Source organism: Weizmannia sp. FSL W8-0401 (assembly GCF_038009125.1).
Taxonomy (GTDB): domain Bacteria; phylum Bacillota; class Bacilli; order Bacillales; family Bacillaceae_C; genus Weizmannia; species Weizmannia coagulans.
This window is the reverse complement of the sequence record NZ_JBBPAG010000001.1, coordinates 2,418,727-2,441,615: the sequence shown is the minus strand read 5'-3', so window position 1 is coordinate 2,441,615 and position 22,889 is coordinate 2,418,727. Positions and strand designations below refer to the sequence as shown.

The following is a 22,889-nucleotide window of genomic DNA, read 5'->3' as shown; positions in this document are numbered from 1 at the left end:
GGGCGGGTCTTGCCTGAATATGCCTGGGTTTTTTCTACCCGGCCTTTTCAGCTGCTAATCCGGCCTGTCACTTCTGCAACCGCTTACGGTTGTATGATTCGTCAAACGCTTTTCCCTCAAGCTCGGGATCCAGTGTCAGCGGGTCATTGCAATGCATGCAAATATCCACCCGTCCCAGCATTTTTGTCGGCTTGCCGCAGCCCGGGCATATAACCTGCACTGCTTTTGTCGAGAGCATGCCGATCCAGAAATAAACCACTGTGCTCAATAAAATAAAGAACAGGCCGAACAGCATAAAAAGGGTCACAACAACCGGATGTGCCCGGAAAAACAGCCCGATATACATGACAATAAATCCGGCAAAAATCAAGCTTAAGGCAAATGTCCGAATTTTATTGATTTTGCTTGAATACTTCGCCAACACCATTCCCCCTTTCTTTTTAATATAACATAACTGGCGAAAAAAGAAGGAATGCAATATACTGAAATTTGTTGCGAAAATTTGCAGGGGATTCCCCGGGATTTGCAGAAATACGTTCATAGAAAGCATGATGGAGGAATGATGCATGAGAGACATTTTAAGGCCGATTTACCAGGAAAGGGCAAGCCTTCCGAATACCCTTTCCGTCCTGTATATTGAAAAAAAGCCGGATGAAGATGCTGCAACCAATTTGTTCGACGCCATTCTCTTCATCATTGTCAAAGAGCAGGACCAGCCGCTCTACGTCAAGCATTATCGCTATGAAGACAAAAAAGCCGCCTTATATGTCGTGGCAGAGGACCAGTTGAAAGAGTGGATGCTGTACGGGACAAACAACAATATTTTCGAATGGATTACAGAAGGGCTGATCTTATTTGACCGGAATGAGTACATGGCACGCTTAAAAGATGAAGTAAGGGATTTTCCGTTTCATGAACGAAAGGTCAAAATCGGAACGGAATTTGCCAAATTGATCCGCCGGTATTTAAACGGAAAAGACTTCTTCAAACAGCGCCAGTACCTCGATGCCTATAACCACATCATCCACGCCTTGCACCATCTCGCCAGGCTCGCGGTAATCGAAAACGGTTTTCACCCGGAAATAACCGTCTGGAACCAGGTAAAGCAAATTGATCTGCAAATCTTTAAGTTGTACGAAGAACTGGTAACAAGTGAAGAGTCGCTGGAAAAACGCCTGGAACTGCTCTTTCTTGCGAGTGAATTCCATATTTATTCGAAGACACCGTTTGGCGCCCAGCATTTACTGGAACTGATGGAAGAACGGGAAGAATGGACAATTGATGAACTGCTTTTCCACCCCGGCCTTCAATCGTACAGTATTGATTTGCCTGTTCTGCTTGAATTTTTAATTGAAAAAAATATGATTGAAGAAATTACAGTGCCGACAAAAGGGCCTGAAATCTTCCATAGGCGGTACCGGGTTCCAAAAAAACAATAAAAAAATATCAAATTTAGTATTGACGTATAATAAATAACTTGGTATAGTTATATACGTCGCTGATGAACTTGAAAGACCAACGACGAAAGGTAAAAAAGTTATTGACAAAGGCTTCATTATTATGGTACAATAATTTAGTTGCTGTTAAAACAGATTGTTCCTTGAAAACTGGACAAAACGAAACGTCAAATTCTTTTTGAGCTTTTATCAAACATCTTTACTGAGAGTTTGATCCTGGCTCAGGACGAACGCTGGCGGCGTGCCTAATACATGCAAGTCGTGCGGGCCTTGTTGAAAGCTTGCTTTTAACAAGGCTAGCGGCGGACGGGTGAGTAACACGTGGGCAACCTGCCTGTAAGACCGGGATAACGCCGGGAAACCGGGGCTAATACCGGATAGTTTTTTCCTCCGCATGGAGGAAAAAGGAAAGGCGGCTTCGGCTGCCACTTACAGATGGGCCCGCGGCGCATTAGCTAGTTGGCGGGGTAACGGCCCACCAAGGCAACGATGCGTAGCCGACCTGAGAGGGTGATCGGCCACATTGGGACTGAGACACGGCCCAAACTCCTACGGGAGGCAGCAGTAGGGAATCTTCCGCAATGGACGAAAGTCTGACGGAGCAACGCCGCGTGAGTGAAGAAGGCCTTCGGGTCGTAAAACTCTGTTGCCGGGGAAGAACAAGTGCCGTTCGAACAGGGCGGCGCCTTGACGGTACCCGGCCAGAAAGCCACGGCTAACTACGTGCCAGCAGCCGCGGTAATACGTAGGTGGCAAGCGTTGTCCGGAATTATTGGGCGTAAAGCGCGCGCAGGCGGCTTCTTAAGTCTGATGTGAAATCTTGCGGCTCAACCGCAAGCGGTCATTGGAAACTGGGAGGCTTGAGTGCAGAAGAGGAGAGTGGAATTCCACGTGTAGCGGTGAAATGCGTAGAGATGTGGAGGAACACCAGTGGCGAAGGCGGCTCTCTGGTCTGTAACTGACGCTGAGGCGCGAAAGCGTGGGGAGCAAACAGGATTAGATACCCTGGTAGTCCACGCCGTAAACGATGAGTGCTAAGTGTTAGAGGGTTTCCGCCCTTTAGTGCTGCAGCTAACGCATTAAGCACTCCGCCTGGGGAGTACGGCCGCAAGGCTGAAACTCAAAGGAATTGACGGGGGCCCGCACAAGCGGTGGAGCATGTGGTTTAATTCGAAGCAACGCGAAGAACCTTACCAGGTCTTGACATCCTCTGACCTCCCTGGAGACAGGGCCTTCCCCTTCGGGGGACAGAGTGACAGGTGGTGCATGGTTGTCGTCAGCTCGTGTCGTGAGATGTTGGGTTAAGTCCCGCAACGAGCGCAACCCTTGACCTTAGTTGCCAGCATTGAGTTGGGCACTCTAAGGTGACTGCCGGTGACAAACCGGAGGAAGGTGGGGATGACGTCAAATCATCATGCCCCTTATGACCTGGGCTACACACGTGCTACAATGGATGGTACAAAGGGCTGCGAGACCGCGAGGTTAAGCCAATCCCAGAAAACCATTCCCAGTTCGGATTGCAGGCTGCAACCCGCCTGCATGAAGCCGGAATCGCTAGTAATCGCGGATCAGCATGCCGCGGTGAATACGTTCCCGGGCCTTGTACACACCGCCCGTCACACCACGAGAGTTTGTAACACCCGAAGTCGGTGAGGTAACCTTTACGGAGCCAGCCGCCGAAGGTGGGACAGATGATTGGGGTGAAGTCGTAACAAGGTAGCCGTATCGGAAGGTGCGGCTGGATCACCTCCTTTCTAAGGGGAAAAGCGTAGGGCGCTCGTTCATCGGCGTACGGATTTCGAAGTCTTCGACTGAGATAAAGGAAACACGATGAGCCTTAAAGGCGAATCGATGCCCGCTTATCGTAGGGAGAAGACGTAGAAATACGCTAGCCGATAGCGCCCGGAGCTAGACATAAAAGGAAAACCTTCGGTTTTCCGAAATTAAGTTTGGCGTTTCCGTTTTGTTCAGTTTTGAAGGTCCAATCCTTCAGTATGTGTTCTTTGAAAACCGGATAGGAGAAATAAACCAAGTAAACCGAGAATCGCTTATTTTTGGATTTAAACCTTTTATGGTTAAGTTAGAAAGGGCGCACGGCGGATGCCTTGGCACTAGGAGCCGATGAAGGACGGTACAAACACCGATATGCTCCGGGGAGCTGTACGTAAGCTTTGATCCGGAGATTTCCGAATGGGGAAACCCCCTGTCTTTAATCGGACAGGATTCCTGCCTGAATCCATAGGGCAGGAAGGGCACACCCGGGGAACTGAAACATCTCAGTACCCGGAGGAAGAGAAAGCAATTGCGATTTCCCAAGTAGCGGCGAGCGAACAGGAAACAGCCCAAACCGGAAGGCTTGCCTTCCGGGGTTGTAGGACACTCATATGGGAGTTACAAAAGAACGGGGTAAGTGAAGCGGCCTGGAAAGGCCTGCCGGAGAAGGTAAAAGCCCTGTAACTGAAACTTCGTTCTCTCCCGAGTGGATCCTGAGTACGGCGGGACACGAGGAATCCCGCCGGAATCCGGGAGGACCATCTCCCAAGGCTAAATACTCCCTAGTGACCGATAGTGAACCAGTACCGTGAGGGAAAGGTGAAAAGCACCCCGGGAGGGGAGTGAAAGAGATCCTGAAACCGTGTGCCTACAAGTAGTCAGAGCCCGTTAACGGGTGATGGCGTGCCTTTTGTAGAATGAACCGGCGAGTTACGGTCTCATGCAAGGTTAAGCTGAAGAAGCGGAGCCGCAGCGAAAGCGAGTCTGAACAGGGCGAAAGAGTATGAGGCCGCAGACCCGAAACCAGGTGATCTACCCATGTCCAGGGTGAAGGCAAGGTAACACTTGCTGGAGGCCCGAACCCACGCACGTTGAAAAGTGCGGGGATGAGGTGTGGGTAGCGGAGAAATTCCAATCGAACTTGGAGATAGCTGGTTCTCTCCGAAATAGCTTTAGGGCTAGCCTCAAGCGGAGAGTTTTGGAGGTAGAGCACTGTTTGGACGAGGGGCCCTCATCGGGTTACCGAATTCAGACAAACTCCGAATGCCAAAAACTTATGCTTGGGAGTCAGACTGTGAGTGATAAGATCCATGGTCGAAAGGGAAACAGCCCAGACCGCCAGCTAAGGTCCCAAAGTATACGTTAAGTGGAAAAGGATGTGGCGTTGCTTAGACAACCAGGATGTTGGCTTAGAAGCAGCCATCATTCAAAGAGTGCGTAATAGCTCACTGGTCGAGTGACGCTGCGCCGAAAATGTACCGGGGCTAAACGTATCACCGAAGCTGCGGATGGACACCGTTTGGTGTCCGTGGTAGGAGAGCGTTCTAAGGGCGTTGAAGCCGGACCGGAAGGACCGGTGGAGCGCTTAGAAGTGAGAATGCCGGTATGAGTAGCGAAAGAAGGGTGAGAATCCCTTCCACCGAATGCCTAAGGTTTCCTGAGGAAGGCTCGTCCGCTCAGGGTTAGTCGGGGCCTAAGCCGAGGCCGAAAGGCGTAGGCGATGGACAACAGGTTGATATTCCTGTACCGCCTCTTCACCGTTTGAACGATGGGGGGACGCAGGAGGATAGGGCAAGCGCGACACTGGTTGATCGCGTCCAAGCAGTTAGGCCGGTGCGGAGGCAAATCCTTCGCGCCAAGGCGGAGCTGTGATGGCGAGGGAAATTAAAGTACCGAAGTTCCTGATTCCACACTGCCAAGAAAAGCCTCTAGTGAGGTGAAAGGCGCCCGTACCGCAAACCGACACAGGTAGGCGAGGAGAGAATCCTAAGGTGAGCGAGAGAACTCTCGTTAAGGAACTCGGCAAAATGACCCCGTAACTTCGGGAGAAGGGGTGCTTTTTGGGGTGTATGCCCCGGGAAGCCGCAGTGAATAGGCCCAGGCGACTGTTTAGCAAAAACACAGGTCTCTGCGAAGCCGCAAGGCGAAGTATAGGGGCTGACACCTGCCCGGTGCTGGAAGGTTAAGGAGAGGGGTTAGCCGCAAGGCGAAGCTCTGAACTGAAGCCCCAGTAAACGGCGGCCGTAACTATAACGGTCCTAAGGTAGCGAAATTCCTTGTCAGGTAAGTTCTGACCCGCACGAAAGGTGTAACGATCTGGGCACTGTCTCAACGAGAGACTCGGTGAAATTATAGTACCTGTGAAGATGCAGGTTACCCGCGACAGGACGGAAAGACCCCATGGAGCTTTACTGCAGCCTGATATTGAATTTTGGTACAGCTTGTACAGGATAGGTAGGAGCCTTGGAAACCGGAGCGCCAGCTTCGGCGGAGGCATCGGTGGGATACTACCCTGGCTGTATTGAAATTCTAACCCGCACCCCTTACCGGGGTGGGAGACAGTGTCAGGCAGGCAGTTTGACTGGGGCGGTCGCCTCCTAAAAGGTAACGGAGGCGCCCAAAGGTTCCCTCAGAATGGTTGGAAATCATTCGCAGAGTGTAAAGGCATAAGGGAGCTTGACTGCGAGACTTACAAGTCGGGCAGGGACGAAAGTCGGGCTTAGTGATCCGGTGGTTCCGCATGGAAGGGCCATCGCTCAACGGATAAAAGCTACCCTGGGGATAACAGGCTGATCTCCCCCAAGAGTCCACATCGACGGGGAGGTTTGGCACCTCGATGTCGGCTCATCGCATCCTGGGGCTGTAGTCGGTCCCAAGGGTTGGGCTGTTCGCCCATTAAAGCGGTACGCGAGCTGGGTTCAGAACGTCGTGAGACAGTTCGGTCCCTATCCGTCGCGGGCGCAGGAAATTTGAGAGGAGCTGTCCTTAGTACGAGAGGACCGGGATGGACGCACCGCTGGTGTACCAGTTGTCTTGCCAAAGGCATCGCTGGGTAGCTATGTGCGGAAGGGATAAGTGCTGAAAGCATCTAAGCATGAAGCCCCCCTCAAGATGAGATTTCCCACAGTTTAACTGGTAAGATCCCTGAAAGATGATCAGGTTGATAGGTCCGGGGTGGAAGCGCGGTGACGCGTGCAGCTGACGGATACTAATCGATCGAGGACTTAACCAAATAGAAAAGCGAAGGTGCCTTGTTTAGCCCCGACAAGCGAATGTTCTGACCGGCATGGAGCCGTCTTTTGGCTCCGTGACGGGCAGGTGATTCGACCTCGAGGGGCTAGGCACCGGAGCTAGACAATAGAAAAGCGGAAGCGCCTTGGTCATCGGCGTATGAACTTCAAGGCCCCCGCCTGAGATAAAGGAAACACGACGAGCCCTAAAGGCGAGTCGATGCCCGCTTATCGTAGGAAAGGGGGACGGGAAGTTCACTAGCCGATAGGCGCTGGAGCTGGACAATTCTCAAAGTTAGAAGCAGAAACGCATTCTCCGTTTACAGTTTTTTCTCCCATCCGGTTTTCAGGGAATACAATTATTTCTCTTGATAAATAACAGCAACTGTGTTATACTATTTCTTGTCATTAAGGTCCGGTGATGATGGCGGAAAGGTCACACCCGAACACATCCCGAACTCGGAAGTTAAGCTTTCCAGCGCCGATGGTAGTTGGGGGTTTCCCCCTGCGAGAGTAGGACGCTGCCGGGCCCGATATTCCGCAGTAGCTCAGTGGTAGAGCAATCGGCTGTTAACCGATCGGTCGTAGGTTCGAATCCTACCTGCGGAGCCATAATGGAGAGCTGTCCGAGAGGCCGAAGGAGCACGATTGGAAATCGTGTAGGCGGCTAAAAGCTGTCTCAAGGGTTCGAATCCCTTGCTCTCCGTCATGATCCATATGGCCCGTTGGTCAAGCGGTTAAGACACCGCCCTTTCACGGCGGTAACACGGGTTCGAATCCCGTACGGGTCACCATTTACATATTTGGAGGATTAGCTCAGCTGGGAGAGCGTCTGCCTTACAAGCAGAGGGTCGGCGGTTCGATCCCGTCATCCTCCACCATTTTATCATCGCGGGGTGGAGCAGTCTGGTAGCTCGTCGGGCTCATAACCCGAAGGTCGCAGGTTCAAATCCTGCCCCCGCAATTTACATATAAAGGTCCCGTAGTGTAGCGGTTATCACGCCTGCCTGTCACGCAGGAGATCGCGGGTTCGATTCCCGTCGGGACCGCCATCTGTATTTTACATAATCGCGGCTCGGTAGCTCAGTCGGTAGAGCAAAGGACTGAAAATCCTTGTGTCGGCGGTTCGATTCCGTCCCGAGCCACCATTGGCCGGTCTAGCTCAATTGGTAGAGCAACTGACTTGTAATCAGTAGGTTGGGGGTTCAAGTCCTCTGGCCGGCACCACGCAATATGGAGGGGTAGCGAAGTGGCTAAACGCGGCGGACTGTAAATCCGCTCCCTCAGGGTTCGGCGGTTCGAATCCGTCCCCCTCCATTTTTAAAGGGGCATAGTTTAAAGGTAGAACAGAGGTCTCCAAAACCTCCAGTGTGGGTTCGATTCCTACTGCCCCTGCCATTATGATGGCGGTTGTGGCGAAGTGGTTAACGCACCGGATTGTGGCTCCGGCATTCGTGGGTTCGATTCCCACCATCCGCCCCATATTTGATTGGGCCATAGCCAAGCGGTAAGGCAACGGACTTTGACTCCGTCATGCGCTGGTTCGAATCCAGCTGGCCCAGTATGCGGAAGTAGTTCAGTGGTAGAACATCACCTTGCCAAGGTGGGGGTCGCGGGTTCGAATCCCGTCTTCCGCTCCATTGATGGCGGCATAGCCAAGAGGTAAGGCAGAGGTCTGCAAAACCTTTATCACCGGTTCGATTCCGGTTGCCGCCTCCATCATATTGTGCCGGTGTGGCGGAATTGGCAGACGCGCACGACTCAAAATCGTGTTCCTTCGGGAGTGTCGGTTCGACCCCGACCACCGGTATAACACAGTATTACATTGAAAGCTGATGCCAAACGGAACGCTTCTCAAGATAAAGAGAAGCGTTTTTTATTGCAATTATATTATTGAAGCCGAGGCCATTTAAGCAGCTGCTTGAAAGCGTACACTTGTGGGTATCTACAGTTTTTTAACTTGTACAAAAAGGGAATTGATCTAATAAGAAAGGTTTGGAAATACTATCTTAGATTTTCCTTTTATAATGAGTACAAGAGCTGGGCAGCCTACTATTTACTAGGGTTGTCTTTTCTTTTTTTCACCGTAACCGTCCCATCTTTTTCAAGATAGGCCTGGTCAATTTCATCAAGCGAAAATACGCCCTGCTTTCTCAATAACTCTGACAGTTGATTCATATCAATTTTATTTTTTTTTAGTACGACGTTGTTAATTTTTCCTTTATCGATAATCACCGTTTTATCCCCGATAAGGAATTTTTCCAGTTTGTCATAGCGGTAAATGAGGCTATCAAAAATGAGTTTAATGATGACCCAAACAGAAAGCATGGCGAGAATGTAGTACCATTTTACACTTGGGTCATAAAGGCCGTTGCCGACGATTTCAGACAGCATAATGCTCCAGATGAAGTCGATTGGCGTAAGGTTTGAAATACTTTTGGCACCGGTACATTTTAGACAAAAAATGAGCGCAAGAAAGCCCATGATCAATTTTAATAAATCTATACTGATTTGCATCGTTGAACCTTCTTTTTAGATGATTTTTTCTTTTGCATTTTCCCTTAAAATCAGTGTCATAAACGAACGTTCTAATCATGGGATACACCGGACAGGTTAGGCAAATCATTTTGTTTTGGGAATCTGTTATTTTACAATAGATCTATCTTCACGAGTAGAAGGAAAGGAAGCGGACAATGGGTAGTCAAAAAAAGTTAAATGATGTTGCATTTTCGGTTTTAGATTTGATCCCTGTTTTATCTGGAAAGACACCGGCAGATTCGTTTAAAAATAGCCTGAGCCTGGCACAGCATGTTGAAAATTGGGGCTACAAACGATACTGGCTCGCGGAACACCATAATATGGTTGGAGTAGCCAGCTCTGCAACGGCTGTTTTAGTCGGGTATATAGCGGCAGGGACGAAAACCATCCGTGTCGGGTCTGGCGGGGTGATGCTTCCAAATCATGCACCGCTTGTCGTGGCTGAGCAGTTTGGAACACTGGGTTCTATCTATCCAGGCAGAATAGATCTCGGCCTTGGCCGTGCGCCTGGTACGGACCAATTGACAGCTGCGGCGCTCAGAAGAAATTTAAAGGGCGGGGAAATGGATTTTCCGGATAATGTCCAAGAACTGATGAACTATTTTCTCTCGGATAAAGAACGCAGGACTTATGCACGGGCCGTCGTGGCAGAAGGGGTGGATGTTCCGGTTTGGCTTCTTGGATCAAGTACATACAGTGCCACACTTGCTGCGAGGCTCGGTCTGCCGTTTGCGTTTGCGAGCCATTTTGCACCAGCGCAATTGTTTGATGCTTTATACCTTTATCGGGAGAACTTCAAACCGTCCAAGTATTTGCAAAAGCCATATGTGATTGCGTGTGTGAATGGCGTAGCAGCTGACACAGATGCAGAAGCAGAAAGAATCGCAACAAGCCTGTACCAGTTTTTCCTCGGCGTTATCCGAGGCAAATCGCAGACGCTGCAGCCGCCTGTCGATAGCATGAACGGGATTTGGACCCCGTTTGAAAAAGAAGCGGCATTGCGTCAGCTTGAATATGCTTTTATCGGTTCAAAACAGACAATCAAAGAGAAAATGGAAGAATTTTTGGATGATACACAGGTCGATGAGTTGATGTTTGTATCGCATATTTACAACCATGAAGAGCGGCTGCGGTCTTATGAGATCCTAAGTGAACTGAAGGAAGGTCATGCCTGAAGAGGGAAGCTGTTTTGCTTCCCTTTTTCACAAAATGGTTATTGACATTTTTTACGATCTGGATATAATTATAAAAGTGACATAACAAACAGCTTTGTTTGCGGTTCATAGGATCATGCCGGTGTGGCGGAATTGGCAGACGCGCACGACTCAAAATCGTGTTCCTTCGGGAGTGTCGGTTCGACCCCGACCACCGGTATCAAAAGATCGCATTTCAGTTTTTCGGTGAAACGTTCCTTACAATACCGTAAGGAGCGTTTTTTCATTTTCCGGTAGAAGATACTCTCTTCAATCGTGTGAAGGGTAAAAGGAAAGGGATGAATTTCGGTTTGCGTTTACTAAAGGCTGTTTATTTGTTTTTTTCACGATTCAGCCGTAAAATAAAATAAAGAATTTGATAATAGTGAATGTATACACAAATCAGTACTCTTATCAAGGTTATGAAGTACGATACCCGCTAGTTCCGGGCGTTCCGGATTTGTTCAGCAATCCCAATTCGCCTTACACAAAGCATATAAGTGATATTCGTAGACTTTGAAAACCGTTCAAGTGCGCTGATACATAACGAATTTCAGAGGAGATGGGTGAGAGTGAAGATCAGAGCTGCTGTACTACGGGAATCAGGTGCTGCTATGCCATATGCAGCAAGCAAACCGATTAAAATTGAAACATTGGAGCTCGATGAACCGCAACAAGGGGAAGTGCTTGTTAAGATGAAGACGGCCAGTTTGTGCCACTCGGATTTATCTGTTATAAATGGCAGCAGACCCCGGCCTTTACCGATGGCTCTTGGGCATGAGGCTGCCGGTGAAGTGGTGAAAACCGGTGAAGGCGTGACGGATCTTGCACCGGGTGACCATGTTGTTTGTGTGTTTGTGCCAAGCTGTGGCGAATGCCTGCCGTGCAAGGAGGGACGCCCTGCATTATGCGAAACGGGTGCGGCTTCAAACGCGGCAGGCACTTTACCAGGGGGCGGCATCCGGCTGCATGCAAATGGTGAAGACATCAGGCACCATCTCGGCGTATCCGCTTTTTCAGAATATGCTGTTGTGTCCCGTCGTTCTTTGATTAAGATTGAAAAAGAGATTCCGTTTGAAAAGCTTGCCCTTTTTGGATGCGCTGTCATAACGGGAGTCGGGGCAGTCGTGAATACAGCCCGGATTAAGTTGGGTAGCACAGTTGCGGTTGTCGGTTTGGGCGGCGTCGGATTAAGCGCTTTAATCGGGGCTGTATCAGCAGGGGCGAGCCGTGTAGTAGCAGTAGATGTCAATGAAAATAAATTTGCGTTGGCAAAAAGGTTTGGGGCAACAGATGTATTTAATTCCAAAGATCCAGATGTTGTTGAGAAAATACGTGAAGCAACTGGCGGGGGACTGGATACTGTTTTTGAGACGGCAGGTGCAGTCCCGGCGATGGAAACGGCATATGGCATCACCAAGCGCGGTGGCACAACCGTTACGACAGGACTACCGGATCCAAAACATCATTTTTCTTTCCCTTATGTAACGCTGACGGCCGAGGAACGGACGCTAAAAGGTTCCTATATCGGTAGTTGTGTTCCGGAAAGGGATATTCCAAATTATATCCGGCTTTTTAAAAACGGCCGCTTGCCAGTGGATGAATTGGTAAGTGATGTCATTTCTTTGGATGAGATAAATGAGGGTTTCGACAAATTGGCCAAAGGGGACTCATCCAGAATCATGATTCGGTTCGACTAAAAGATGATTGCCAAAAAACGTGCCCCGTGCCGCTAATGTGGCCCCCATGTTAAGAACACATTAAAAGAAGAGTTCAAGCAGCTATAAATGAACTTAAGTTTTAACATTAAGCCCGAGCACCCATTTGCATGATGACGACTTGTTACAGCAGACAACAGAGCTAGGATATTTTGTTCGTTTTATAAAACGACAAAATTTTTGATTTCCTGACTGAATCCTGCGATTTGCAAATGGTTTGAGCAGGAATACAGTATTGATCCGTTTACCGTCAGCATCCGCTTTGAGGAGGATGACGGCAGGTCGTATACGTGGTCTACAAAAGGCTTGGCGCAGCGCAGCGTGCCAAGCCTTTTATTTACAATTTTTTTAATGCAAATTATACTGAAAATACGACTTTATACATAAAAGAAGGTCTATTTTCATGAATAAATCGGCATTTTTAAAACTGAGCATCTCAATGGTGATTTTTGGTTCAATCGGATTTTTCTCTAAGTATACGGGTCTGCCCGCACTGGAGCTTGTTTTCGTCCGCTGTGTGAGTGCTTCAGCGATCTTAGCCGTTTACTGGCTTGCAACCGGCCAGTACAAAAAAGAGCGCTGGAATATAAAAGAGATGCTCTTTATTTTAGGCGGCGGTGTTACGCTTGTTATCAACTGGCTTTTCTTGTTTTTGGCGTTTGAAAAAACTTCTGTCACCGTCGCAATTTCCATTTACAATACAGCTCCGCTCATTGTGCTCGTTGCAGGCTGGACGTTGTTCCGGGAAAAATTCCAATGGGGCGGACTGCTTGCCACTTTGGCGGCCTTTATCGGCACCATCATGATTACCGTAACAGCTTCCTCTGCGTTCAGCCACGTTCTCCTGCTTGGGTCGGTTTACGCATTTTGTGCGGCGATTTTTTATGCGTGTACCGTGATGATCGGCACAAGGATCAAACAGGCAAGCCATACCTCGTCACGTTTCTGCAAACATTCATTGGGATTATCATGTTGACACCTTTTGTCGATTTTTCAAAATACACTGGGCTGACTCCCGGAAACTGGACATTCAGCTTGCTGACAGGTGTCATCCATACCGGTATCGTGTATTTGCTGTTTTATGGCAGCATCCGATTTTTGCGCACGTCCGTCATCTCAGCCCTTTCTTATCTTGATCCGTGTGTTGCCATTTTACTTGATATTCTCATCACTGGTTTCGCACCGTCCTATATACAGGCAGCCGGCATCGCCATCATCTTTTTAGCTGTCTCCTATACAGTAAGAAAAAACAGCCAGGAAGACCCGGCAACACAAAGACAAGTATAAATTGGATTCTTATCCGCAGTTTGATCCAAGGGATGGAATCGGTTGTTTTTTTGGGGGGGCTGTTGGTTGGATTGTTTATGGGCAAAAAATCGGCAGCACTTTTTCACATCGTCGAGCTGCACATCTGTTTTTGCCATCTCAACCACCGCCCGCAATCGTGGCAATTTTTCACATGGCCGAGCTGCACCATCATTTTACCGGTCACAATACATGTTCTTTTTCTGTGCAGCTCCGCTTTTTTAAAGGATTGCTTGCTATAAGAAATCGTTTATGGGACCCCGAATATTGCTGTTGCATTTCGCTTTCACGCCTTCCATTTGGGATACCTGTTGATTGCCAAAAATAGAAGGTTCAACTTTTTTTAATCTCTAAAAAATCTGCAAAAAGGGTTGACGAGCTGAATAAAAAATACTAATATAGAGATATTTAATTTTTGCAATGTTAGAAATCCATACAATATTAGCAACCGCTTCAATTAAGTTGAAGTTTCATTCAGCTAAAGAAAATGACAATTCAGGGAGGTATGACCGTTGAATCAGACGATCGGACATCAGTTGGACAGGCTGTCAGTAGGAAAAGTGCAACAACGGGCAACCGCGGTAATTGGAATGGGATTATTTTTCGAGTTTTTTGAGTTATTTCTTGCAGGTGTGCTCTCCAGTGTATTAGGTGAAGAATTTCATGTCTCGGCTTCGCTCATGCCTTTGCTGCTGGGCTCCAGCTTTTTGGGGATGTTTATCGGGGCTATTTTCCTTTGCCATATTGCAGACCGTTACGGCAGAAAGCGGGCTTTTATGCTAAATATCGGCATTTATAGTCTTTTTACTATTTTCATTGCCTTTAGCCCGAATGTCGTCACGGTCATCTTTTTCCGGTTCCTGGCAGGAATGGGTCTGGGCGCGCAGCCGGCGTTATGTGATACATATTTAAGCGAATTGATTCCGTCGGTAAAACGCGGGAAATATATTGCCTGGGCGTATACGCTTGGTTTTCTCGCCGTTCCTGTTGAAGGATTTCTTTCCCGTGTCCTTGTGCCTTTAAGCCCCATGGGATTGGATGGATGGAGATGGGTGTTCCTGCTTGGGGCGGCAGGGGGTGTTTTCGTCTTGATGGCGGCGCGTACGCTTCCGGAATCTCCGCGCTGGCTTGCCACTAAAGGAAGAATGCAGGAAGCAGTTGCATTACTGGAGAGATTTCAGAAAGGAAAGAAAGAGGCCGGGATGGTTTCAAAATTACAACCTGAGCCTGCAGACCAAATGCCAAAGGGAAGTACTTTGAGTGCTGTCTTTCAAAAAAGATTATGGAAAAGTACGGTCATGCTTTACATTTTTCAAATTTTCCAAACGATTGGCTACTACGGCTTTGGGACGCTTGCGCCGCTTGTACTCGCATCAAAAGGCTACACTGTCACGCATTCACTGGAGTATATCGCCTTGTCATTTATCGGCTACCCGCTCGGATCATTACTTTCTGTTCCGCTTATCGAAAAAATGGACCGTAAATGGCTGGTGTGCTTTTCCGCTGTTTGTATGGGTGTATTTGGCGTTTTATTTGGAATCGGCGGTTCGCCTTTTCTGGTCATTGTATTTGGATTTGCCTATACACTTTGCAGCAATATCTTTTCAAATGCTTTCCACGTACTGCAGGCGGAAATCTTTCCAACTGAAATCCGTGCGAGTGCTACCGGAATGGCATACAGCATCAGCCGTATTATGAGCGGCCTTATGCCGTTTATGCTGCTCCCGGTACTGGAAAATGAAGGTGCAACAGCGATGTTTATTATTGTTGCAATAGCAATGCTGATTGTCGTATTGGATATCGCACTACTGGCGCCAAAAACGACAGGACGTTCGCTCGAAAATATAGAGAGTCTATCTGAACCGCAACTGTTTGGGAAAACCAGGGTCCACCTTTAAAATGAAAAAGAATATACAGGCAAGCAGAATATTGATGGCTGGAAAAGTGATCAGACATTTACCAAAAGAAAGTCTCATACAAAGGGGTCCTATCCGATAACAATTGAAAGAAGGGCTCGCCTTGAGAAATCAGTCAATATTTAATACTTTATCACTTAGTGAAAAGTTCAAGTGGTTTTTCTTAGGGCAAACAGTCTCTTTATTCGGAAGTGCGATGACTCCTGTTTCTCTTGCTTTTGCAATTCTTCAAGTTAAGCAGGGCCAACATCTATTGGGGTATATACTTGCGGCTGCGGTTCTCCCTAATATTTTGATGCTGGTTATCGGCGGCAGTATTGCTGATCGTTACAGACGAGATAAATTAATACGCCTAAGTAACCTCGGTTCCGGATGTTCTCAAATGGGGATTGCCATTATCGTCCTTGCAGGCGGAAATCCATATACGATTTTCCCATTGGCAATTATAAATGGTATATTAGGAGCCTTTACTTCCCCTGCAATGCGAGGTATTATCCCTGAATTGGTGGAAAGAAAACATATCAAACAAGCTAATTCACTGTTAAATTTATCACGGAGTGCATCTAAAATTGTTGGTCCTGCTCTTGCAGGGACTTTAGTAGCAATTTTCGGAGGAGGATGGGGGATTGCAATTGATGCGATTAGTTTTTTTATCGCCTCTATTTTTATGAGTAGAGTTCATATTCCTTCACATCCTGTTGTTTCGAAAACTTCGTTCATGCACGAAATGCGCGAGGGGTGGAGTTACTTTCGAAGGCGTCGTTGGATTTGGTTAATAACGGGAGCTTTTGCTTTAATAAATGCAGTCCAAATGGGTGTGTGGCAAGTGCTTGGACCCATTATTGCTAAAAATACCATTGGTTCAACTGGATGGGGTCTAACATTAAGTATAAAAGCAGTGGGTCTTCTTATAGCTAGTCTAGTGATGCTGAAATTACAACTCCGGTATCCTCTTCGGGACAGTTTGATTGCCGTTGCTTTCGGTGGAATACCTCTGATCGTCCTTGGCCAAGGATTCGCATTACCTTATTTATTAATTGTTACAGCAATCGCGGGGGTTGGACAAACGATCTCTGGAATCGGCTGGGATACAACATTACAGCAAGCGATTCCACGTGATAAACTTTCACGGGTACTTGCTTTTGATGACTTAGGAGCTTTTATTACAATCCCCATTGGTCAGGTGATGGCAGTTCCTTTGGCTGAGATTTTTGGATATAAAATGGTTGCTACAGTTGGCGGAATAAGCTTTATCCTTGTTGCCCTCATTCCACTATTAGATCGGTCTATAAGAAAAATGAACCCGGAGAAGGAACGATTTTCTAGTTAACATAATTGAGTAATAAGGTTTTTGCACGGTGCATTTGAAGTTTCTCAACTCAATGCCAGACCGGAAGACAGGGGACTTGATGATTTTATCATATACTTGAAAAAAGACTCGATGTTCTATCGAGACATTTTGCTTCACGGGACCTGCCTTTGTCTACTACAGTTATTTCCGGGCATGGAAGAAGACAAACTGCCTATATAAATTGTTGACCTTTTCTAGATATGTGGTATTATTAAACTATAGGCAATATTTACAATTTAATACACGAAGTCATCCGCTAGAGGTGCCTTTTTTAAAAGGCTGAGATCGAAGTATACTTCGGGACTCTTATGAACCTGATCTGGGTAATACCAGCGTAGGAAAGTGGAAACAGGATATTTGATTTCTTTTCAAATCATCAGCCATTTTCTTACCGAAGAAAGTGGCTTTTTTGTTTTTCATTAGGTTCATTTATGTGGAAATTTTCCAAGGAGGTGAGCTAAATTTCTAACGGTATTAAAGAATTACATGTGATCTCGAATGGCAAAATGCCCGTTGCACAGTTACATGAAATATTAACCGATATTCACCCGTTCGTAACGGCCATCCACATACGGGAAAAACAAAAAACGGCACGGGAACTTTACCAGATAATTGAGTATCTAGCGCAAAACATTCCCCTATCCAAAATGATCATTAATGACCGGGTAGATGTCGCTTTGGCAGCGAAAGCAGCTGGTGTTCAGCTAGCCTTTCATAGCTTGGAAACTTCGATTGTCAAAACCATGTTTCCCTTTCTTAAAGTTGGCCGATCGATTCATTCCTATCGTGAAGGCGTAAAAGCCAATCGGGATGGTGCGGATTACGTCTTGTTCGGCCACATCTTTTTTTCCGGCTCAAAGCCCGGAAAGATACCCAAGGGGCTAAAACAATTAGCCAAAGTGGCACAACTAGACATACCGGTGATTGCGATTGGCGGTATAACGCCAGAAAATGCCCAAAGTGTTATTCACGCTGGTGCAAAAGGGATTGCCGTCATGTCAGGAATACTTGAGGCTCGTGATCCTTTATCAGCAGTTAAGGATTACTACAATGCCTTAATAAATGGAGATGGAAAAATTGACGCGTACATTTGATGTTGTCGTGATAGGCGGCGGAATTAACGGAAGTTCTATCGCCTATCAACTTTCAAAAAGAGGAAGAAAAGTAGCCATAATTGAGAAGAAACAATTAGCATGTGAAGCCTCTAGTGCGGCAGCGGGAATGCTTGCGGCACAAGCGGAGATAGAACAAGACGGTCCACTGTTCCAATTCGCTTTAAAAAGCCAAGCTATGTTTCCTGAACTTGCAAACGAACTGTATGAAATGACTGGAATCGATATAGAGTTTGACCAAAAAGGGATCATAAAAATTGCCGAAACCGATGCTATCGCAGAGGAAGTAAAAAAACAGGTGACCTTCCAGCAAAATTGGGATCCAGCCATAAAGTGGCTTGATTCTCATGAATGTTTGGAAATGGAGCCGTCCCTCTCCTCTAACATCGTTGGTGGCATGTATCTTCCTAATGATGGCCACGTCATGCCGGCAACCTTATCGAAGGCCTTTGCAAAGGCAGCGATTCATTTTGGAACGGAAATTCTTGAAAACACGGAAGTCCTCTCGTTCATCTATGAACGGGAACGTGTCATTGGGGTTAAAACGACTTCCGGTGACATCCATTGCCATCAGGTTGTCCTTGCAACGGGAGCATGGTCAGCACAGTTGATGAAGGATACAGGGATAGACATGCCGGTTTATCCGGTAAAGGGCGAATGCTTTTCCGTTAAATCTGATACCCCTATCCTGAAGAGAACGATTTTTTCCGATAAGAGATGCTACTTTGTACCAAAGCGGAATGGTGAAATCTTTATTGGTGCTACCCAGGTAGAAAATACGTTTGATAAAAAAGTGACGCTTGGGGGAATTGCTTCATTAGTAGAGAGAGCGATCCAATTGGTTCCCCAAATAAAAGATGCCAAGTGGGAACGAGCATGGGCAGGTGTTCGGCCGCAAACAGGGGATGGCCTCCCGTACATAGGAGAACATCCGTTTAAGAAGGGATTGTTTATTGCAGCGGGGCATTACCGTAACGGTATTTTATTAAGCCCGGTTACTGGTCAACTGATAGCTGATTTATTGGAAGGCCATCCAGATGATACGCTTCTCTCCGCTTTCAGGATTGATCGAAACAAGCAAAAGGTTCATTAGGAGGTCTATAATGGTTATTACAATAAATGGTGAGTCCGTTTCATTACCAGAACAGATTGTATTTGTCACAGATTTACTTAAATACTACGAAATTCATGATAAAGTCGTCGTTGTCGAAATCAACGGAGAGATATTAACAAGGACAGAACACCAGCGTACTAGATTATCTGATAAAGATCGAATTGAAATTGTCCATTTTGTAGGAGGCGGATGATATGTTAAAAATTGGTCCATTATCCTTTCATTCTCGTTTATTGCTTGGAACTGGAAAATATCCAAGCTATGAAATCCAAAAAGAAGCGGTTGAAGTTTCGAAAACGGAAATCCTTACATTTGCCGTTCGGCGGATGAATATTTTTGAACCAAATCAGCCGAACTTTTTAGAACAGTTGGACACTTCAAAGTATACCCTGTTGCCGAATACGGCTGGTGCCAAAACAGCAGCAGAAGCGGTTCGAATTGCAAAACTGGCAAAAGCTTCGGGTCTATGCGACATGATTAAAGTGGAAGTCATTGGCTGTGACAAAACTTTGCTGCCAGATCCAATTGAAACCCTTAAAGCTACAGAAGAATTGGTAAAAGAGGGGTTCATTGTCCTCACCTATACCTCAGACGATGTTGTATTAGCCAGAAAGCTTCAAGAGATTGGATGTCACGCCGTTATGCCAGGTGCCTCTCCAATCGGGTCTGGTCAAGGCATCCTTAATCCAGTTAACTTAAGTTTTATCATTGAACAAGCTGTCGTTCCGGTTATAGTGGATGCTGGAATTGGTTCGCCTGCCGATGCGGCTTTGGCAATGGAATTAGGTGCCGATGGCGTTTTATTAAATACGGCGGTGTCACTAGCAACTGATCCTGTTAAAATGGCAAAAGCCATGAGGTTAGCAATCGAAGCTGGACGGTTAGGATTTGAAGCAGGCCGTATCGAGAAAAAACGCTATGCCGCTGCGAGCAGTCCAATGGAAGGAATGAGCATCGGGTGAATAATCGATACTCACGCCAAGTGCTCTTCCTTCCAATCGGAAAAGACGGGCAGGAAAAGATTTCAACGAAACATGTCCTCATCATAGGAGCTGGGGCACTTGGTTCCGCAAATGCGGAAGCGCTTGTACGTGCTGGTATTGGTCAACTAACGATTGTGGACCGGGACTATGTAGAGTGGTCAAATTTACAGCGGCAGCAATTATATACTGAACAAGACGCCGAAAAAAGACTGCCAAAAGCAATTGCGGCCAAAAATCGTTTAACGTCCATCAACTCCTCCGTGTCCATCGAGGCAGTCGTCGCAGATGCTTCTGTGTTAGAACTTGAGAAATGGGCACAGAAAGCGGACCTTATAATCGATGGGACAGATAACTTTGAAACCAGAATGATGATAAACGACATAGCACAGAAGTACAAAGTGCCATGGATTTACGGTGCCTGCGTCGGGAGCTATGGAGTCTCCTATACGATTATTCCTGAAAAGACTCCCTGCCTTTCTTGTTTGTTAGAAACAGTACCACTTGGAGGGGTAACTTGTGATACTGCTGGTATTATTGGTCCGGCAGTTAATATGGTTGCTGCCAATCAAATCACTGAGGCATTAAAAATTTTGGTTGGTGACTTGGAATCATTGCGAAATAAACTCGTTTCGTTTGATTTATGGAAAAATCAACATCGTACAATAAAAGTAGACAAATTAAAGAAAGAAGATTGCCCTTCTTGTGGAAACAACCGCTCCTACCCGTTTTTGACATTTGAAAACCAAACAAAAACGACAATGCTATGTGGAAGAGATACTGTTCAAATACGCCCCCCCTCTCCGGTCACACGTGATTTAGAAACCTTAGAAAGAATACTTTCAAACCAAGGGGGAACTGTTCAGCGAAATCCTTATCTTCTATCCTATCGTACAGGTCCGCACCGAATCATCATTTTTAAAGATGGCAGGGTCTTGATTCACGGAGCAAAGGATATTTCTGAGGCTAAATCGATTTATCATAAGTTGTTAGGTTAAAGGCTACCGGCTGCGATCCAAATTGATTTTGGACCGCAGCCTTATAGGGGTCTGATCAATGAGGCCATTGATTGTCTAAATAAAATGGTGTCCTAAATAGGGACAACCAGGATCCCACCCCTTATGCGACAAGGTTTCAAGCGTTCTTCAATCCTTTCCTAGGTGCGTTCTGGTCTAATCTATTTTTTAAACCGATAACCTACACCCCAAATAGTCTCTATGAATTTTGGATTAGAAGGATCCTCCTCAATTTTTTCTCTGATTTTCCTAATATGAACAGTGACTGTTGTGGTATCTCCAATTGAGTCATATCCCCAAATACGCTCAAATAAATGTTCTTTGCTGAATACAATGTTCGGGTTTGTCGCCAAAAATTGTAGTAAGTCAAATTCTTTAGCGGTCAATGTTTTCTCTTCTCCATTTACTATTACCCGCCTTGATTCACTTTGGATAAGAAGGCCGCTTATTTGGAGGTCATCTTGTTGATGTTCACGATGAATTAGACGGTCATATCTTGAAATATGTGCTTTTACCCTTGCTACCAATTCATTCGGATTAAATGGCTTTACGATATAATCATCAGCACCTCGGTCAAATCCCCTAATCTTGTCTATATCTTCCTTTCTAGCTGTTACCATCAATATGGGTATATCCAATGTTTCTCTTAACTTTTTGCACAATTCGAATCCATCCATTCCAGGAAGCATTAAATTCAATAGAATAAGGTTATAGGTTTGCGTCATTGCTAGTTCTAATCCTTTTTCACCAGTTGTAGCAATATCACTTTCAAACCCATTAACCTCTAAATAATCCCGTTCCAATTCTGCAATTATTCGTTCATCCTCGATGATTAATATTTTTGGCATTTACATCACCTTTTTTAGTTTGAAATAAATACTTGTCCCTTTTCCTACTGCCGCCAGTGGAAGAGTTTCTCGAAGTATCGATACGGTAAAAACTTTCAAAAATATGGGGCATATCTTCTTTCCTTATGCCGATGCCATTATCCTTTATTTCTACAATGACCTCATTGGACTTGGATAATAACAGTACCTGGATCTTTTTATCACTCTTCCCCATATATTTCAGGCTATTTTGGATAATGTTTGTAACAGCACGTTTCAATTTATCTCTGTCAGCTTTCACTATATAGGAATCATTCTTATTTGCAATAAGGGTTACAGTACCTTGTTCTTTTTCCAGGTTGAATGCCAATTCATCAACAAAATCGGCGAAAAAAGGGTACAGATCTACCTCCTCATAATGGAATGGTAGTCGATGTAAATCCAGCTTGGAATATAGAAATAATTCATCAATGAGTCCATCCATATCATTTGCCGTTTTATAAATGATGTTCAGATAACGCTCTAACTTTTCCGGGGTATTTGCCACTCCATCCTGAATTCCTTTTATATAGCCCTTTATGGAGGTTAAGGGTGTTTTCAAATCATGAGAAATACTTGCAATTAGCTCCTGCCTATTTTGTTCATATTGTATCTGAGCATCCTTTGCTTCTTTAAGTTTCAGACGCATTCCTTCAAATGTATTACAAAGCTCACCAAGTTCATCCCTTTTATTGGATTCAACACTATATTCTAAATCACCCTCACTGATTTTCTTTGCCGCAATGGACAGTTTTTTGATGGGGATGAGAATGCTTTTGGAAACATAATAAGTTAGTAATCCATTTGTTACGACTAGTATTAGGGCCATTGCAATAAATCGGAAACTAATGAATAGGGTTAAATCCGTGCCGTGGGGATTCCCGTTAAAAACCACAAATAAAAAGTATCCCAATATGATTTCTACTAATAAGATACCAATAATCGGAATAACGACCATCCCTATATTTGAAAAAATTAATCGTTTCTTTATCGACAAGGTTTTCACCTGCTTATGTTTATTGCCTTAATTATAAAAAAGATAGGTCAAATCTGAAAAAATGAGGACCGCCAAGATTGCTTGACAGCCCTGATTATTAATGTTACCAGAATAGCTTGCCATCTTCAAGATGTAAGACACGATCACAGTTCTGAAGAGTAAATTCATCAATTTTTAGATGTTTTATGATAAAATGACTTATCCACATTTAGAAAATTTTTCCATCTATTTTTTCTGCTTTCAAAGTCAAAAAGAGCCGAATTTGCAAATTTCTTTTTTAAAATTGTGGATAACTTCAAAAAAACCTTTTTTTACATCACATC

Annotated in this window: 14 protein-coding genes, 16 tRNA genes, 3 rRNA genes, 1 pseudogene and 1 riboswitch; of the genes and pseudogenes, 30 read left to right on the top strand and 4 right to left on the bottom strand. The window is 45.8% G+C overall.

Annotated features, from left to right (window positions below):
• Positions 1–67: 67 nt before the first annotated feature.
• The gene (locus tag NSU00_RS12080) at positions 68–427 is read right to left on the bottom strand and encodes a YgzB family protein (protein WP_445684491.1); all 360 of its coding nucleotides are present in this window, start codon (positions 425–427) and stop codon (positions 68–70) included.
• Between the two features lie 139 nt (positions 428–566).
• Here NSU00_RS12080 and NSU00_RS12075 point away from each other — a divergent pair, with 139 nt between their 5' ends.
• The 19 genes from NSU00_RS12075 to NSU00_RS11985 all read left to right on the top strand — a co-directional run bounded on the left by NSU00_RS12075 (position 567) and on the right by NSU00_RS11985 (position 8,270).
• On the top strand, positions 567–1,439 hold the full coding sequence (locus NSU00_RS12075) for a nucleotidyltransferase-like protein (protein ID WP_013860246.1): 873 nt from the start codon (positions 567–569) through the stop codon (positions 1,437–1,439).
• A 216-nt stretch (positions 1,440–1,655) separates the two neighbouring features.
• Positions 1,656–3,211 (top strand): 16S ribosomal RNA (locus tag NSU00_RS12070).
• Between the two features lie 319 nt (positions 3,212–3,530).
• Positions 3,531–6,462 (top strand): 23S ribosomal RNA (locus tag NSU00_RS12065).
• A 412-nt stretch (positions 6,463–6,874) separates the two neighbouring features.
• A 5S ribosomal RNA gene (gene rrf, locus NSU00_RS12060) occupies positions 6,875–6,990 on the top strand.
• The 16S, 23S and 5S rRNA genes sit together here with 15 tRNA genes alongside, the layout of an rRNA operon.
• A gap of 7 nt (positions 6,991–6,997) precedes the next feature.
• A tRNA-Asn gene (locus NSU00_RS12055) sits at positions 6,998–7,072 on the top strand.
• 4 nt (positions 7,073–7,076) lie between these two features.
• Positions 7,077–7,166 (top strand) — tRNA-Ser (locus NSU00_RS12050).
• A 13-nt stretch (positions 7,167–7,179) separates the two neighbouring features.
• A tRNA-Glu gene (locus NSU00_RS12045) sits at positions 7,180–7,254 on the top strand.
• 11 nt (positions 7,255–7,265) lie between these two features.
• Positions 7,266–7,341: transfer RNA gene (locus NSU00_RS12040), tRNA-Val, on the top strand.
• Positions 7,342–7,350: 9 nt separating this feature from the next.
• Positions 7,351–7,424: transfer RNA gene (locus NSU00_RS12035), tRNA-Met, on the top strand.
• A 12-nt stretch (positions 7,425–7,436) separates the two neighbouring features.
• Positions 7,437–7,512, top strand: a tRNA-Asp gene (locus NSU00_RS12030).
• Between the two features lie 20 nt (positions 7,513–7,532).
• Positions 7,533–7,608: transfer RNA gene (locus NSU00_RS12025), tRNA-Phe, on the top strand.
• Between the two features lie 3 nt (positions 7,609–7,611).
• Positions 7,612–7,687: transfer RNA gene (locus NSU00_RS12020), tRNA-Thr, on the top strand.
• An 8-nt stretch (positions 7,688–7,695) separates the two neighbouring features.
• Positions 7,696–7,777: transfer RNA gene (locus tag NSU00_RS12015), tRNA-Tyr, on the top strand.
• A 7-nt stretch (positions 7,778–7,784) separates the two neighbouring features.
• Positions 7,785–7,858 (top strand) — tRNA-Trp (locus NSU00_RS12010).
• An 8-nt stretch (positions 7,859–7,866) separates the two neighbouring features.
• Positions 7,867–7,942, top strand: a tRNA-His gene (locus tag NSU00_RS12005).
• 8 nt (positions 7,943–7,950) lie between these two features.
• Positions 7,951–8,022: transfer RNA gene (locus tag NSU00_RS12000), tRNA-Gln, on the top strand.
• A gap of 3 nt (positions 8,023–8,025) precedes the next feature.
• Positions 8,026–8,100, top strand: a tRNA-Gly gene (locus tag NSU00_RS11995).
• 5 nt (positions 8,101–8,105) lie between these two features.
• Positions 8,106–8,179: transfer RNA gene (locus NSU00_RS11990), tRNA-Cys, on the top strand.
• A 9-nt stretch (positions 8,180–8,188) separates the two neighbouring features.
• A tRNA-Leu gene (locus NSU00_RS11985) sits at positions 8,189–8,270 on the top strand.
• A gap of 242 nt (positions 8,271–8,512) precedes the next feature.
• Here the strand turns inward: NSU00_RS11985 and NSU00_RS11980 are convergent.
• Positions 8,513–8,977, bottom strand: a complete 465-nt coding sequence (locus NSU00_RS11980; protein WP_237348454.1) for a DUF421 domain-containing protein — start codon at positions 8,975–8,977, stop codon at positions 8,513–8,515.
• Between the two features lie 176 nt (positions 8,978–9,153).
• Here NSU00_RS11980 and NSU00_RS11975 point away from each other — a divergent pair, with 176 nt between their 5' ends.
• The 11 genes and pseudogenes from NSU00_RS11975 (at position 9,154) to NSU00_RS11925 (ending at position 20,685) form a co-directional block, all read left to right on the top strand.
• Positions 9,154–10,173, top strand: coding sequence for an LLM class flavin-dependent oxidoreductase (locus tag NSU00_RS11975; protein ID WP_133537495.1), 1,020 nt, complete (start codon positions 9,154–9,156; stop codon positions 10,171–10,173).
• A gap of 117 nt (positions 10,174–10,290) precedes the next feature.
• Positions 10,291–10,372, top strand: a tRNA-Leu gene (locus NSU00_RS11970).
• A 391-nt stretch (positions 10,373–10,763) separates the two neighbouring features.
• Complete coding sequence (locus NSU00_RS11965; RefSeq protein ID WP_133537497.1) at positions 10,764–11,891, top strand: zinc-dependent alcohol dehydrogenase family protein; 1,128 nt, start codon at positions 10,764–10,766, stop codon at positions 11,889–11,891.
• A gap of 421 nt (positions 11,892–12,312) precedes the next feature.
• Positions 12,313–13,196, top strand: a pseudogene (locus NSU00_RS11960) (DMT family transporter).
• A 530-nt stretch (positions 13,197–13,726) separates the two neighbouring features.
• Positions 13,727–15,112: an MFS transporter gene (locus tag NSU00_RS11955; protein WP_133537499.1), complete on the top strand. Its 1,386-nt coding sequence runs from the start codon at positions 13,727–13,729 to the stop codon at positions 15,110–15,112.
• A 121-nt stretch (positions 15,113–15,233) separates the two neighbouring features.
• Positions 15,234–16,460, top strand: a complete 1,227-nt coding sequence (locus tag NSU00_RS11950; protein WP_237348453.1) for an MFS transporter — start codon at positions 15,234–15,236, stop codon at positions 16,458–16,460.
• 269 nt (positions 16,461–16,729) lie between these two features.
• Positions 16,730–16,839, top strand: a riboswitch (TPP riboswitch).
• A gap of 130 nt (positions 16,840–16,969) precedes the next feature.
• Positions 16,970–17,575 (top strand): thiamine phosphate synthase, encoded by a 606-nt coding sequence (locus tag NSU00_RS11945; protein ID WP_340702879.1) that lies wholly within the window; start codon positions 16,970–16,972, stop codon positions 17,573–17,575.
• Positions 17,559–18,686, top strand: coding sequence for a glycine oxidase ThiO (gene thiO, locus NSU00_RS11940; RefSeq protein ID WP_340703717.1), 1,128 nt, complete (start codon positions 17,559–17,561; stop codon positions 18,684–18,686). Before NSU00_RS11945 ends, thiO begins: the two co-directional genes overlap by 17 nt.
• Positions 18,687–18,696: 10 nt before the next feature.
• Positions 18,697–18,900, top strand: a complete 204-nt coding sequence (thiS, locus tag NSU00_RS11935; protein WP_237348451.1) for a sulfur carrier protein ThiS — start codon at positions 18,697–18,699, stop codon at positions 18,898–18,900.
• 1 nt (position 18,901) lies between these two features.
• Positions 18,902–19,669: a thiazole synthase gene (locus tag NSU00_RS11930; protein WP_237348450.1), complete on the top strand. Its 768-nt coding sequence runs from the start codon at positions 18,902–18,904 to the stop codon at positions 19,667–19,669.
• Entirely contained in the window at positions 19,666–20,685 is a 1,020-nt protein-coding gene (locus NSU00_RS11925) for a thiazole biosynthesis adenylyltransferase ThiF (protein ID WP_237348449.1), read from the top strand. The genes NSU00_RS11930 and NSU00_RS11925 overlap by 4 nt, the downstream gene beginning before the upstream one ends.
• Before the next feature lie 179 nt (positions 20,686–20,864).
• Here NSU00_RS11925 and NSU00_RS11920 read toward each other — a convergent pair whose 3' ends face one another.
• Together NSU00_RS11920 and NSU00_RS11915 are read right to left on the bottom strand one after the other, a co-directional pair.
• A complete protein-coding gene (locus NSU00_RS11920; RefSeq protein ID WP_237348448.1) occupies positions 20,865–21,551 on the bottom strand; it encodes a response regulator transcription factor in 687 nt (228 codons plus the stop codon).
• On the bottom strand, positions 21,523–22,566 hold the full coding sequence (locus NSU00_RS11915; protein WP_237348447.1) for a sensor histidine kinase: 1,044 nt from the start codon (positions 22,564–22,566) through the stop codon (positions 21,523–21,525). Before NSU00_RS11915 ends, NSU00_RS11920 begins: the two co-directional genes overlap by 29 nt.
• Positions 22,567–22,889: the final 323 nt, after the last annotated feature.